The organism is Planctomycetia bacterium (assembly GCA_015075745.1).
Lineage (GTDB): Bacteria > Planctomycetota > Phycisphaerae > UBA1845 > UTPLA1 > UTPLA1.
The window spans coordinates 567,808-581,523 of record JABTTW010000001.1 but is presented as its reverse complement, the minus strand read 5'-3'; the positions used below and the strand labels follow the sequence as shown (position 1 = coordinate 581,523).

The 13,716-nt window shown below is 61.5% G+C and carries 9 protein-coding genes; 8 read left to right on the top strand and 1 reads right to left on the bottom strand.

From position 1 onward, the window contains the following. Positions 1 to 47: 47 nt before the first annotated feature. Entirely contained in the window at positions 48 to 2,495 is a 2,448-nt protein-coding gene (locus HS101_02265) for a hypothetical protein (GenBank protein ID MBE7505091.1), read from the bottom strand. A 132-nt stretch (positions 2,496 to 2,627) separates the two neighbouring features. Between HS101_02265 and HS101_02260 the strand changes: the two genes are divergently transcribed. The 8 genes from HS101_02260 (at position 2,628) to HS101_02225 (ending at position 13,688) form a co-directional block, all read left to right on the top strand. Beyond that, the gene (locus HS101_02260; GenBank protein MBE7505090.1) at positions 2,628 to 3,401 is read left to right on the top strand and encodes a glycosyltransferase family 2 protein; all 774 of its coding nucleotides are present in this window, start codon (positions 2,628 to 2,630) and stop codon (positions 3,399 to 3,401) included. A gap of 750 nt (positions 3,402 to 4,151) precedes the next feature. Next, positions 4,152 to 6,893 (top strand): hypothetical protein, encoded by a 2,742-nt coding sequence (locus tag HS101_02255; protein MBE7505089.1) that lies wholly within the window; start codon positions 4,152 to 4,154, stop codon positions 6,891 to 6,893. A 513-nt stretch (positions 6,894 to 7,406) separates the two neighbouring features. Further along, positions 7,407 to 7,883 carry a peptide-methionine (S)-S-oxide reductase MsrA gene (msrA, locus tag HS101_02250; protein ID MBE7505088.1) on the top strand — a complete coding sequence of 159 codons (477 nt, stop codon included), beginning with the start codon at positions 7,407 to 7,409 and terminating at the stop codon, positions 7,881 to 7,883. 172 nt (positions 7,884 to 8,055) lie between these two features. Beyond that, entirely contained in the window at positions 8,056 to 9,234 is a 1,179-nt protein-coding gene (locus HS101_02245) for a hypothetical protein (protein ID MBE7505087.1), read from the top strand. 100 nt (positions 9,235 to 9,334) lie between these two features. Then, positions 9,335 to 10,051, top strand: a complete 717-nt coding sequence (locus HS101_02240; GenBank protein MBE7505086.1) for an ABC transporter ATP-binding protein — start codon at positions 9,335 to 9,337, stop codon at positions 10,049 to 10,051. 45 nt (positions 10,052 to 10,096) lie between these two features. After that, positions 10,097 to 11,269 carry an ABC transporter permease gene (locus HS101_02235; GenBank protein ID MBE7505085.1) on the top strand — a complete coding sequence of 391 codons (1,173 nt, stop codon included), beginning with the start codon at positions 10,097 to 10,099 and terminating at the stop codon, positions 11,267 to 11,269. Positions 11,270 to 11,290: 21 nt separating this feature from the next. Then, positions 11,291 to 12,475 (top strand): ABC transporter permease, encoded by a 1,185-nt coding sequence (locus tag HS101_02230; protein ID MBE7505084.1) that lies wholly within the window; start codon positions 11,291 to 11,293, stop codon positions 12,473 to 12,475. 40 nt (positions 12,476 to 12,515) lie between these two features. After that, entirely contained in the window at positions 12,516 to 13,688 is a 1,173-nt protein-coding gene (locus tag HS101_02225) for an ABC transporter permease (protein ID MBE7505083.1), read from the top strand. Positions 13,689 to 13,716: the final 28 nt, after the last annotated feature.

The following is a 13,716-nucleotide window of genomic DNA, read 5'->3' as shown; positions in this document are numbered from 1 at the left end:
GAACCGGGAAGGGGTGCTTGAGGGGGCGATCGGTGCGAACGCGCAGTTTATGCGCGAAGTGTAGCGAAGTGGTTGCCAAGAAACGTGCCAATGTCGGAAACGAGGGCGTCGTAGGTGAAGCTGCTTTCGACAACGGTCCGCATGGAGGCCGCGATTGAGTGTCGACAACCGGCGTCGGACAGATAACGGTCGGCCGAGGCTTCAAACTCATTTCGACTCGAAAAGACGACCTTCGGGTACTCGGTCGGAAAAACAGCGGAGGCGAACCGGCGATCACGCGATGCCAATGCCGATTGCACCATGTTTAGTTCGTCATTGCCGAGCACCAACGGTGATTTATGGTCGCGTGCGCCGAGCAGGGGCCGCAGGTCTTCCAGCACGGCGCAAAGCTCCGCATCGGATGCGGCGATCGGACTGCCCGTTTTCAATCTGCCTTGCTCGAAGAACTCAACGAGCCTTCTGCAGGCGTGCTGGATCGTATCGATCGGTGTACCGCGAATCAGGAAGAATCCGCCGGCGGCGAGGCCGTCGAGCAGTCTTTGGTGTATCGCGCCGCTGCCGATGATCTGCAGACTGATAGCGCTTGCCTGGTACAGTGCGCGTAGGGCCGTGCCGTTTTGAATCGCGCCCCTGGTGTACCGCGCGAAGCGGGGATGAGATTCCCATCCGTTGCCGTAAAGACTCAGCGACTTGCCGGTGCGATCGCAGAAGTCGGCGATCCACTCGAGCGTCGTCTGCCGGAAGAAAAGCTCGGAGAGCGGGTGAATGTAGGTCCGACAGATGTTGTTGCGGTGTTCGATGCTGGTCGGGGCGACTCCCAGGTCGCGCTCCATGTCGGCGATGAGCGATCCGGCGACCAATCCGCCCGCTTTTTCCGGCGTCTCGACATTGATCTTCTGGACTCGCTGGAAGAGGTAATCGAGGACGCGACGGTTGGCGGCGGGGATCCCATGCCGGCCTGAGTAGGCCTGATGGAACGCTGCCGGGGTCATCGATTGATTGCTGACGAACGAGAAGTCGCAGCGGTAGGGGGCCAGTTCGCTCTCAGGAAGCGGTTCGGAAGAGAACAAGCGGTGGTTTGTAGCAAGTGTCCAGCACATTCCGCGATCGGCAGGGTAGTTGTATGAACGCGTCAACTCGGCGGGATCGGCCGCAATGAAGAAGTCGCGAGGGCCCATACGATCGGCGGCCGAAGACGTCGTGATGTTGGGCAACATGTCCTGAATCCAGCAGACGTAGGGGACGGATTGGGGAAACAGGCTGCCGTATTCGTGGCGGTGGTGGTCGATGAGGAAGATCAGGTCGGGGCGGGACTTTTCGACGGCGCGGGCCATGGCGAGCTGGGTGTGCTGATCGGCGTCGGTCGGCTCGATGAGCAGGTCGAAGGTGTGGCCGGCGCGCTGGAAGGCGGCCTTCAGATCGCGCATGGAGTACTGGAGCACGGTGGTGAAGCGGCTGGTGATGCCCAGCACGCGAAGGGGCTTCTGAACGCCATCACAATCGCTCGGATCGTAGCGGCTCGCCCAGTAGTTTGCGGGAACAGAATCATAATGAGAATGGGCGGCCTTGCGAGAATCCTTGAGGGCTTCACCTTGTTCGCGGTTGATTGAATGGATGGCCGCAATCAGGTCATCGAGCACCGGGCGATGGGCGAAGGGCGTATGGAGACACGAGTCGGGCAGACATTGTTCGAGGTTGGCCCGGCAGGTGGCGGCGAAGTCCTCGACGCATCGCGGCCCGGCGTGGATGATGACACGATCGTGGCACCACTTGTCCACGGATTCCTCGGTGTACAGGCAGAGCCCCAGCGAGGCCGGATCGGGCTCGATGAGATAAATCCACGGGGAATAGGTCAGGAAGAGCCGGTTCGACGAATCAAACACCCTTTTGAAGAGACAGCCGAAGTGATCGCCGGTGATGAGGTACGGCGGGCAGGTCAACTGCTTGCCTTCGTTGGGGATCGCGATTTCCGCACTGAGCCGGCGCAGGTCGAGCAGGCCCGGCAGCCATCGGCCCTGTGCGGCGTCGTCTCGCTGCATGACCTGGAGATTGCCGTCCCGGCAGCGGTGAAGTTCCAGCCAGTCGGGGATGCCGCGGAAGGTGGATTCATGGACGGCCAAATGCGGATGACGACTCAGCAGCGTACTGAGGTTTTTCTCGAAGCGATCGGTCAGCGTAGCCCACGAAATCTTACTTCCGGGAATCTCGGTGAGGCGGGGCAGCAGCGACTGGAACTCATGCATCTGCGAAAGGGGGCTGGTCGGATGGGTGATGATCTCGCGGGCGGCATCGATGAGGCCGAGGGCGACGTACGACTTGCAGGCGAGCATGGCGGCGTGCAGACCGGTCGGGCCTGATCCGACCAGCGGCAGGACGCCATTGACGACGGTGTAATAGTCGCCGCGTTCGAAGAGCTCGTCGTAGGTTTGTGCCGGGGGACTGGCGGGCGACTTTGCAGGCGAAACGGCCGTTTTCAGGGTTGCGGTCTGGGTCATCCGGCCTCCATGCCGATTGAGGAAATTCAGGGACTCGGCCCTTTCATATCTATCGGAGACGGCCTGCGGAGGTCGATACGTTTTGTGCCGGGGGAGACTCCTGTTTTCGCAGGTTTTTGAGAGTAAAGTGCCATGAGCGATTTGGAAAGAGATCAGCCATTGGTCAGCATTGTCATCGCCACCTACAACCGGTGCGAGCACCTGAAGCGGTGCATTGCGCGGGTTCGCGGGAATGTGCGGATTGCGTATGAACTGGTCGTGGTCGGCGGCGGGGCGGGGGATGGGACGGAAGAGTGGGTTGAGGCTCAGCCGGATATCCGATTTATCCGCGAGACACAGCGCGAGGGAGCGACGAAGGCCTACAACAAGGGCTTTCGGGCGGCGGCCGGCAAATATGTCATGTGGCTCAACGATGATTCGTACCCCCTTCCGGGTGCGCTGGAAGCGGCGGTTCGAATGATCGAGCGAGCCGACATGAAGGGCGTCGGCATGGTGGCGTTTTATCACAACGAGGATCGGAAGTGGAACAAGCTGGACACGATTGAGTATCACGGGGAGGCCTACAGCATCTACAACGTGCGCGGGACGCCGTACGCCAACTTTGGTCTGCTGCGGCGGGACCTCCTGGAGCGGCTGGGGTATCTCGACGAGCGGTATTACTTCTGCGGGTGGGACCCGGACCTGGCGCTGAAGGTGCAGCGCGAGGCGGGGCTGAGCGTGGTCGGCTGCCGGGAGGCGCTGGTTCATCACGAGGAGCTGATCGACGAGCGAAAAAGCGCGGACATGGGGCTGATCGAGGCGGACAACGCGAAACTTTTCGCGAAGTGGAAACTGCCGGAGAAGTTTTCGTATCCCGATCCGCGGCCGGCGTATCAGCGGCGCGTGCGGGAGCTGGCGGGGGTTTGACGGGCCGGGAAACGTCAAAACGCCGAAAAGTCAAAAAGTCAAAACAGTGAGCGGCGGTGAGTCTGCGCGGTTTCAGTCCAGAGAGCGCCGGTGTCATACGGCCGGCAGAGGCGCCGGACGCTACGGGGACCGCCGAATCTGAAGGTGACATAAGGTGACACAAGACCTTCGGGAATTGTGCCAACACTTGTGGTGGGCATGGGTTGGGGCGGGTCGCGATTTGGGGTGAAAATTCAGAAAAATCGTGATGAGATTCAAAGGTCAACGGGGCCAGGGTGAATGCCGGGAGCATACGAGCCCGGGATGGGCGTTTGGTTTTCATCGCATAAACGACACTTGCTCCTCGTTCGCGCCGTTGACCGACACGGCGACGGGGTCGAAGTCGGTGTGGAATCGCACGTGCTTGCACGAAAGACAGGCAGCGTTATCGCGCTTTTCGTGCGAACGTGGTACTTCCGTTCACACGAAATCATTGGGATACACACGGGCCGGAGGCCCATGCTACCCCGTTTGGGTGAAACCGGTTTGCATGGCTGAAGGCCGCAATTGCTCTGTAACTTATTATCTGTGAACAGTTTAAGAGAATAATAATTTCCGGGGCAGAGTTCGCGGCGCCGGGGGTACTGGTATTGAGCGCCGCCGGAGGTTGCTCTCCCGGGACTCGGGTCGGCCGTGGTCCCCGACATCCGGCGGGCGGGCGAACTGTGTGGTCTTGCTCGTGCGCGAGCCTGACCACCACGGAGCGGAATCATGTCTAACACGACACGAGTTATTGATCGGTGTGGCTGCGCGCGGATCGTCCGCTGCGTGGTGGCTTTTGCTGCGCTAAGCTGGCTGTGCGAGGGGCGGGTGAAGGGCGATTTCACGTATCCCGACTTTGCGAGTGTCGCCGGGCTGACGCTCAACAACGATGCGGCGCAGGCGGGCAATGTGCTTCGGCTGGCGGCAAACACGGGCGATCAGAGCGGCAGCGCGTGGTACACGTCGACCAAGGCACACGTCGCGGACGGCTTCGACACGACGTTTACCTTTCGGCTTTCCGGCAGCGGGAGCTTCGGGGCTGATGGGTTCGCGTTCGTCATTCAGGATGACGGGACGTCGGCTCTGGGCAACGGCGGAAGCGGGCTGGGCTACGAAGGCATTCCTCGAAGCATCGCGATCGAGTTCGACACGTTTGGGTTCTTTCCCGAGAGCGACAATCACATCAGCGTGCAGTCGAAGGGAAACCAGGGGAACTCCATCGAGGACGCCGACTCCCTTGAGTTGATTTCCGCGCCGTTTGATCTGAACGACGAGCAGCCGCACACGGTTCTCATTCGCTATCGGCCCGGCGTGCTGATGGTGTATCTGGACGGTAGCGTCTCGCCGGCGCTGATCGCGTCGGTCGATCTTCAAAACATGAACGGCGACGACATCCTCGACGGCTCTGGCGATGCGTGGGTGGGATTTACCGGCGCGACGGGCGGGGTCTCGCAGGATCACGACATTCTCACATGGGACTTCGACGAGACGACCGACGCCCTGCCGATGGGGGCGTGTTGCACGGCCGCAGGATGCGCGGAACTGACCGCGCCGGCATGCGCGAGCCAGGGATTCTACGCAGGCGACAACACGCTGTGCGCGTTTGAGTCGTGCAACGGAGCATGCTGCACCGAGGGAAGCTGCGAGGACGACATCTACATCGGCGACTGCATCTCGGGAGGCGGGACGTTTCTGGGGGTCGCATCGGTGTGCGATTTCGATTCTTGCGAAGGGGCCTGCTGCGACGCATTCGGCGACTGCTACGTTACCGACGAATTCAACTGCACCAGCGGCGGCGGGACATTCCACGGCGCGGGCAGCACCTGCACGCCGTTTCCCTGCGCTCTGCCTCCAAACGGCGCGTGCTGCATCGACAATGAATGTCTGATGATGGATGAGGCGGACTGCGCCAATAACGGCGGCACGTGGTACGGCATCGGCACGTCTTGCTTCGATGTGAACTGCTTCGATCCGCCGGGCCCGAGGGGCGCCTGTTGCCAGCCGGGCGGTTCGTGTGTCAATGATGTTACTCAGACGGCCTGCGAGCATTTCAACGGGACATACAACGGGGACGGGAGCTTGTGCGTGAATTCGGATTGCGCGGAGTCGTGCGATTGTGTGGGCGCGGTGATCGTCTCGGCCGGTTCGTTTTTCGCTGACTCCACGCTGAATGAGCCGGTGTGCGAGGGCGGGGCCTGCTCTGATCCTTCGCCGGCGAAGATTTATTCCTATACGCCGACGGAGGGCGGCTGGACGCTGATCAACACATGTAATGGATCGGACTTCGACTCGGTGATATCCGTTCATTCGGGATGCCCGATGACGGCGGCGAACCAGATTGCATGCGATCTGAACTCGTGCGGGACGGATGCGCAGGTTTATTTTTGCGCGGTTGCCGGGCAGACATATTATGTTCGCGTCGGCGGCGAGGGCGGGTCGTCGGGCAATTACGATCTGCTCGTGCTGCACTTCCCCGGCGACATTTATGAAGGGCCGTTCCAGAACCCGGGCAATGGACACTGGTATTACCACACGAATCCGGGACCGTGGACAGGGCTTGAGGCGCTGGCGATCTCCAAGGGCGGCCATCTGGCGACGGTGAGTGACGTCGCGGAGAACGCATGGCTGCTGGCGACGTTTACGGTCAACGATATTGCGATGGCGATCGGGTTCAACGATGCCGCCGTCGAGGGGACGTTTGAGTGGGCGAGCGGCGAGCCGGTGACTTACACGAACTGGCAGGCGGGCCAGCCGGACAATCTCGGAGAGCAGGACTACGCGATCATCAACGGCGCCGGCGAGTGGGAGGACCACACGGACTGCAATGCCGGCGCGTATCGCGGTGTGATTGAAGTCGAGACGGTGCCGCTGCCGGGTGTCGTCGCCGGACCGATTCGCAATCCCGGGAACTGTCACGACTACTACTTTACCGAGCCGGGGACGTGGATCGAGCAGCAGCTCAAGGCCGAGGCGCTGGGGGGCGATCTGGTGACGATCGACGATTCGGCGGAGAACGAATGGGTTCGCGCGAACTTCGCGAATTACAACAAGCACGAGCAGGCGATCTGGATCGGTCTGTCGGACTTTGCCAGTGAGAACACGTTTGTCTGGGCGGATGGAAGTCCGGTCGGGTATACGAACTGGGGCGCGGGAGAGCCGAACAACCTCGGGAATGAGGACTATGTGACGATGAACAACGCCGCAACAGGAGAGTGGAATGACGCGCACAGCGGCACTTACCTGGGCGGCGTAATCGAGATTCCGACGGAGCATTGCCCGTGTCAGTGCCAGATTGGTGACATGAATTGCGATGATACCGTCACGACGGCGGATATACCTGAGTTCGTTCAGGCTGTCCTGCAGAGCGGCGGCTTTGCGGGCTGCGACATTGACCTGGCCGACATGAACGGGGACATGCTGATCAACGGACAGGACACGCAGGATTTCGTGGACGAGCTGCTCGGGCTATAGAGACGGGCAATGGTGAGTTTGGATGAGTGAAGTAGGTACCCTCGGGTCGATCGTGCCTCCGGGCTTCCGGTTGCGGTGGAAGTCGTGCTGACGCAGCCGGGGCCTGGGAGGCCGCTTTTATGAGGGCGATGGTTGATGCGGCGTAATAAGGTCGACGGCAGGGCGTCACTTCGACGGTCGTCGAGCCATCCAATCAGGAGGCCCGGTGGTTCGGCGAGATTACGGGCCCTAGACTATCTTGTGCGTCGCGAGCCGACGGCGGTTCAGCGATGCCGAAATGGAGAGACCATGAGACTCGTTACCTGCTTGACCGCTTCGACTCTTATGATGGGACTTTGGACGGTCGGCTGCGCGGGCGACGGCGCGGCGAAATCCGGGCCGCCCACGATGTCGACTGTGCCGACGGGCGCGGATGAATCGACGTCGGGCGGTGCACCAGCGGGAAGGACCTCGGCCGATGAGAACGGCAAGCGGGTCGGCGGGACAGGAAGTGATGCGAAAGGAACAGCGAAGATGAGCACTCAATTTGCAACGTTTGGCGCGGGTTGTTTCTGGGGCGTGGAGGCCGCGTTTCGAGAGGTGGAGGGCGTTACGGCGACGGAGGTCGGTTACTCGGGCGGGGCGATGAAGGACCCGACGTACAAGGATGTTTGCTCGGACAGCACCGGACATGCGGAGGTTGTGCGCGTGGAGTTCGATCCGTCGAAGGTTTCGTATGACGATCTGCTGGAGGTGTTCTGGAAGAATCACGATCCGACGCAGGTCAATCGGCAGGGGCCGGACTTCGGGTCGCAGTATCGATCGGCGATCTTTTTTCACACTCCGGAGCAGGAGCGCAGCGCGAAGGCGAGCAAGGAAGCGCTGGGCAAGAGCGGACGCTTCAGCCGGCCGATCTCGACGGAAATCGTGAGTGCCGGGCCGTTTTACCGTGCCGAGGACTACCATCAGCAGTATCTGGAGAAGCGCGGTCTAAGGTCTTGTCACAAATAGAGTTCTCGGCAGCAAGTTAATGAGTTTTCAGGCCCCGTCGGAATCGGCGGGGCCTTTTTGTTGACTAACGAATCTGCTCAGAGGTGGGTCTAGCGGCTACTCTCCCGAGACGGACCGGGGGTGTCCATTGGGATTTGCGGCAACAGAGTCCTGATTTTTGAGAGTGTCCACCATGACATATTTGAGTTCGCGTTCGACCTGTACGGTGCTTGCGTTGGGTTTGGTTATTTCGGCAGGTTCCGCGCCGGCGACTGCCAAGGAGAAACAGCTCGTCACGATCTCATACGTCGTGGCGCCGGTTCGGCCGCTGCCGGAGAATATCAAGGCGGTGGCGGTGATCGACTCGGGCGTGGACAGCGATGAGGAGAGCGGTGACGCCCGAGAGCGAAAGTGGTCGATGATCGCGGCGGACCTGACCGAGGCGATGCTGCAGAGCGCGGAGGCGGAGTGGGGCTCGGGGCTGAAGGTGGTGCAGCGACGAGCGACGAAGCAGATTCTCGCGGAGCAGGATCTGCAACTGGTGGGGATTGTCGAGGGCGATGCGGTTGCGCGGGCGGGGAAGCTGCTGTCGGTCGATGGGCTCATCATGAGCCGGATCAACATTCACATCGCGGTGAAGAAGAGCTCGCGGTCGGAGATTGACTGGCTCGGGGTGCTGGGAGGCGGAAGCCAGCGGCCGGCGCGCGATCCGCGCATTCGGCTTCGACCGGAGGGGCCGCGGAATCCCTACGGGTTTGGGCCGTCGCGGGGTGGACCGGGTGGATTCGACCTTCCCAAGCGGCAGATCGAGGAGATCAGCCGGCACCTGACGCTTCAATGTTCATTCTCGCTGGTGGATGCGGTGACGGGCGAGGCGGTGGTTCGATTCGCGCCGCCGGTCATTCAGAAGACGGACAAGGCCAAGCCGGATTTTCTATTCGGTCAGTACATTGACGAGGCAGACCTCGACCCGGTGGATCACTTCATCGGTGAGCTGATCGAGCGGGCGGCGCGGGAATTCGTGGGGCAGATGGCGCCGGTTCGCGTGGAGAATACATATCAGGTGATCGGGCGGGGGGATGAAGGCGAGCGGGCGGTTCGGGCGCTGCGCGCGGATGATTTTGCGACGGCGCTGAGGGAGTTTGAGGCGGCGCACAAAGACAAGCCGAAGAAGCACGACACGGTGTTTGCGATGGGGGTGACGTGCGAACTGCTCGGCGAATTCGACCGGGCCCTGGGGTATTACCGACAGGCGGCGGCGATGGAGGACGTGGACGAGGATGAATTGGCGGTTTATCTGGCCGCCAAGGATCGTCTGACCGCCGACATGGAACGCATTGTTCGCATCAAGCGGGAGCCCGCGGAGAAGTGATTCGGCGCTACGCTGTCGCGGCGGGTGCGAGGCGATACAATCCCCCGGACTGGTGCATGGAAGCAGCGTCGGCGGATGTCCCAGCGGGTTGGAGCGATGCATGAGCGGCACGGATATTGAACTTCGAGACGTTTCCAAGGTTTATTACAAGGATCGGATTGAGATCCCCGTGCTCGACGGGCTAAATCTGAATATCGAGCCAGGGCAATTCGTGGCGTTGATGGGGCCGTCCGGCTCGGGCAAGTCGACGCTTTTGCACTTGATCGGCGGATTGGATTCTCCCACGAGCGGCTCTGTGCGGGTGGGTGAAGCACATCTCGAGTCGATGAGCGAGCGCGAGCGTACCTCGTGGCGCAGCCGGCACGTCGGGTTTATTTTTCAGATGTACCACCTCGTGCCCGTTCTGACGGCCGCGCAGAACGTGGAGCTTCCCCTGCTGCTGTTCAAGATGGCATCGAGCGAGCGGAAGGAGCGGGTCAAGACGGCGCTGGAGATCGTCGGCCTGGGCGACCGGATGGATCACCGGCCGAATCAGCTATCGGGCGGTCAGGAGCAGCGGGTGGCGATTGCCCGGTCGATCGTGACCGATCCGGATGCGATCCTTGCCGACGAGCCGACCGGCGACCTGGATTCGAAGACGTCGGAAGAGATTCTCGAACTTCTCAATCTGCTCAATACGGAGTTCGGCAAGACCATTTTGATGGTAACGCACGATCCGCGGGCGGCGGCCCATGCCGCGAGAATTCTACATCTGGAGAAGGGCGAGCTGGAGCGGGACGAGATGAACAGTGCCCGATTCACGCCGGCGGCGTCCTGAGAGCGAGTTGTTTCACTTCGATAAGCGGGGCACTGGAAACCGGCGATGACCATCACCTATGTGTTGATGCAAAACCTGCGGCGGAATCTGCTGCGAACATCGCTGACGGTGATCGCGTTCGCGCTGCCGATGGCGGTGTTTGTCGCGGCGATTTCGTTTGTGGTGACGCTGGCGGAGCTGGCGGCGCACAATGAGCAGGAACTTCGGCTGGGCGTTCATCACCGGACGACGCTGACCAACGGGCTTCCGGAGGGGCACCGTCGGAAGATCGAAGGATTGGATCCGAATCGGGAGCGGCTGATCGCGGTGTGTGGGATGAAGTGGTTCGGCGGTCGCGTGCCGAATTCGCAGAACACGCTCACCAGCCTCGCGGCCGATCCGGATACGTTTCCGATCGTCTATAGCGACACGGCAATGCAGCCGGACGAGATCGAGGCGTGGAACAAGGACCGGCAGGCGTGCGTGGTGGGCACGACGCCGGCGCAGAATTATGGCTGGAAGGTCGGCGATCGATTGACGCTGGACAGTACGGTGCCGCCGTATCTGTCGCTTGAGTTTCACATCGTCAAGATCATCACCAACAAGGAGCGGGCGAATTTCTTCTGGTTCCGGCGCGACTATCTCACGGAGTCACTGGAGACGGCGGGGGCGAACGACGCGCGATGCAACATCTTCTGGGTGAAGTGCCGCAGCGCCGAGAGCCTGCGGAGCCTTCAGCGGGATATTGACGAGATGTTCGCCAACACGCCGGACGCCACGAAGTCGGAAGATGAGAACGCCTTCGCGGCCAACTTCACCCAGGCGGCGGGGAACATCCCGGGGTTGATGCAGGCCATGGCGATCGTGGTGGTGGTCATCATCGGGCTGGTCGCGGGCAATACGATGATGATGAGTTTTCGCGAGCGGATGCGCGAGCTGGCAGTGTTCAAGGCGATCGGCTTTCAATCCGGGCGCATCTTTTTCATCGTGATATCGGAGAGCATCCTGCTGGCGCTGATCGGCTCGCTGCTCGGCGTACTGCCGATGTGGGGGATTTTGAGCATGCTTCCGATCGCCCGGCTGGTGAACTTCGGCCCCATCAGCGGATTCGCGGTGTCGCCGGTCGCGGTGGTGGGCTCGATTTGTATTGCCCTGTTGGTCGGCGTGGCGTCGGGGATGTGGCCGGCGTATCGGGCGATGCGGCTCAGGACGACGGACGCGCTTCGGCGGGTGGCGTAGGAAGGCGAGGAATCTTTCCGGATGGCGATGCCGCTTACGTATTACTGGCGCAGCCTCTTTGTGCGGAAGGCGACGACGCTGATGACCGTGCTGGTCATTTCGGCGGTGGTCGCGGTGTTTGCATACATGATGGGCTTTGCCGACGCCCTCGGTCATTCTCTCTCGGTGGCCAGCGACGACTCCAAGTTAATCGTGATCAAGGGCGGCGCAACGGCGGAAAGCAACAGCGCGATACCGATTGACGACTTCAACAAGCTGAGCCAGCTCACCGGCGTGGCGCGCGATCCGGCAACGGGGCAGGTGCTGGTGAGCCCGGAGATGCTGGTGCAGGTCTCGCTGCCGCGTCTGCGTGACGAGGGGCGGACCAACGCGAACGTGGCGGTGCGCGGGGTGACGATGGACGCCTTCAAGGTGCATCAGAATGTGCGTCCGGAGGGCTCGCTGTTTTCGAAGGCGGAGCGCGAAGTCATCGTCGGGGAGGCGGCGGCGAAGCAATTCGGCGGACTGAAGATCGGGGATACGCTGAACCTCGGCTTTGCGAATGACAAGCCGTACAAGGTGGTGGGTTATTTCACGGCGGACGGCGGGCCGATGGAGAGCGAGATCTGGGGATATCTCCCGTCGCTGATGAACGCGTACAACCGAACGATGTATTCATCGGCCAACCTGCGACTGGCGGATGGGGCGGACGCGGCGAAGGTGGTTGAACAGGTCGAGGGTCCGGCGATTCAACTGACGGGGCAGACGGAGACGGACTACTGGTATGCGCAGTCGCGGTTGATGCGTGTGTATCTGGGGATTGCCAATGTCCTGGTGGTCATCATGTCGATCGCGGCGATCTTCTCGGTGGCGAACACGATGTTCTCGGTGGTGGCGGGGCGAAGCCGCGAGCTTGCGATGCTGCGGACGATCGGTTTTTCGGGCGGGCAGATTCTAACGGGGCTGGTGATCGAATCGGTGATGCTCTCGTCGATCGGGGGCGTGCTCGGCTGCCTGGGATGCTGGGCGTGGCTATCCTTCGTTGGCAACACCAAGGACATGTTCGGCGCGACGACGTTTACGTCGATGGCGTTTGAGATCCACATGACGCCGCGGCAGGTTCTTGGGGCGCTGGTGCTGGTCTGCGGCGTCGGGGTCATCGGGGCGCTGGTGCCGGCGATTCGTGCGTCGCGCATGCAGGTCGTGACGGCGCTGCGCGAGGCGTGATGGCGAAACAACGACCGGGCCGTGTGACGACGGGACAGCTTTGATCCTCCGACTGATTTATCTTTATCGAAATCTGACGCGCAATCTGGTGCGGACTTTGCTGACGTGCCTGGCGGTGGCGCTGCCGATCACCATTTACGTCCTGACGACCGCGGTGGTCGACGGGTTTGATGCGTTTCTGGATAACTCGGCCAAGCAGCTTCGACTCGCCGTGACGCAGAGGACATCGATCATAAATCCGCTGCCGGAAGGTCACCGGCGAAAGATCGAGACGCTGGACCCGACGAAGAAGCGATTAATCGCGGTGTGCGGGCTCCGCTACATCGGCGGTCAGCGGGAAGACGACCCGACGCCGCTCTCGACGCTGGCGGTGGATGCGGACACGTTCGCGGTCGCGTTTCCCGAGCATAAGCTGACGCCGGCGGAGATCGAGGCGTGGAACAAGGATCGCCAGGCGCTGATGGTGGGGCGCGGAACGGCGCGGGACATGGGCTGGAAGGTGGGTGACCGGGTGACGATTCTTCCTTCGCTGCCGCCGTACGAGCCGATGGAGTTTCACATCGTCTCGACGCTGCCCAAGGCGGAGGACTTCGTGACGAACTGGTGTCGCCGGGATTATCTCGAAGAGGAATTGAAGAAGCTCCAGGCCCCCGAAGGGCTGGTCACGTTTTTCTTCGTCAAGTGCGCGTCGAAGGCGGACCTGGATCACTATCGGGTGGAGATCGACAAGCTGTTCGCCGGATCGCTGGACGAGACCAAGACGCAGGACGAAAAGACGTTCATGAACGAATTCATCACGCAGCAGTTCAACCTGCCGAGAAACCTGACGATCCTCGCGGCGATGACCGTCTTCGTGGCGATCATGGCGGCGGCGAACACGATGAGCATGAACTTTCGGGACCGGACCAACGAGGTGGCGACGCTGAAGTCGCTGGGCTTCGGGTCGTGGTTCACGTTTGTCCTGGTGCAGACGGAGAGCCTGATGCTTTGCACGGTCGGCGGCTTCGTCGGCGCGATCGGCCCGTATGTTGCGTTTACCTATACGCCGCTTCGCAATCTGACGGTGCCGCTGATTCAGACGATTGAGATCGCCCCGTTCACGTGCGTGAAGGCAATGGTGATCGCGCTGGGGATCGGCATCATCGCGGCAATGTGGCCGAGCTGGCTGGCGATACGAATGCACGTGGTGACGGCGCTGCGCGAGGTGGGATAGGGCGCGATGATCGCGCAGTTGAGAGAGT

Bases quoted from the DNA above. Each gene is read 5' to 3' on its own strand.
- HS101_02235 (MBE7505085.1), top strand. From the start codon at position 10,097: ATGACCATCACCTATGTGTTGATGCAAAACCTGCGGCGGAATCTGCTG.
- HS101_02265 (MBE7505091.1), bottom strand. From the start codon at position 2,495: ATGACCCAGACCGCAACCCTGAAAACGGCCGTTTCGCCTGCAAAGTCG.
- HS101_02230 (MBE7505084.1), top strand. From the start codon at position 11,291: ATGGCGATGCCGCTTACGTATTACTGGCGCAGCCTCTTTGTGCGGAAG.
- HS101_02255 (MBE7505089.1), top strand. From the start codon at position 4,152: ATGTCTAACACGACACGAGTTATTGATCGGTGTGGCTGCGCGCGGATC.
- HS101_02260 (MBE7505090.1), top strand. From the start codon at position 2,628: ATGAGCGATTTGGAAAGAGATCAGCCATTGGTCAGCATTGTCATCGCC.
- HS101_02245 (MBE7505087.1), top strand. From the start codon at position 8,056: ATGACATATTTGAGTTCGCGTTCGACCTGTACGGTGCTTGCGTTGGGT.
- HS101_02240 (MBE7505086.1), top strand. From the start codon at position 9,335: ATGAGCGGCACGGATATTGAACTTCGAGACGTTTCCAAGGTTTATTAC.
- msrA (MBE7505088.1), top strand. From the start codon at position 7,407: ATGAGCACTCAATTTGCAACGTTTGGCGCGGGTTGTTTCTGGGGCGTG.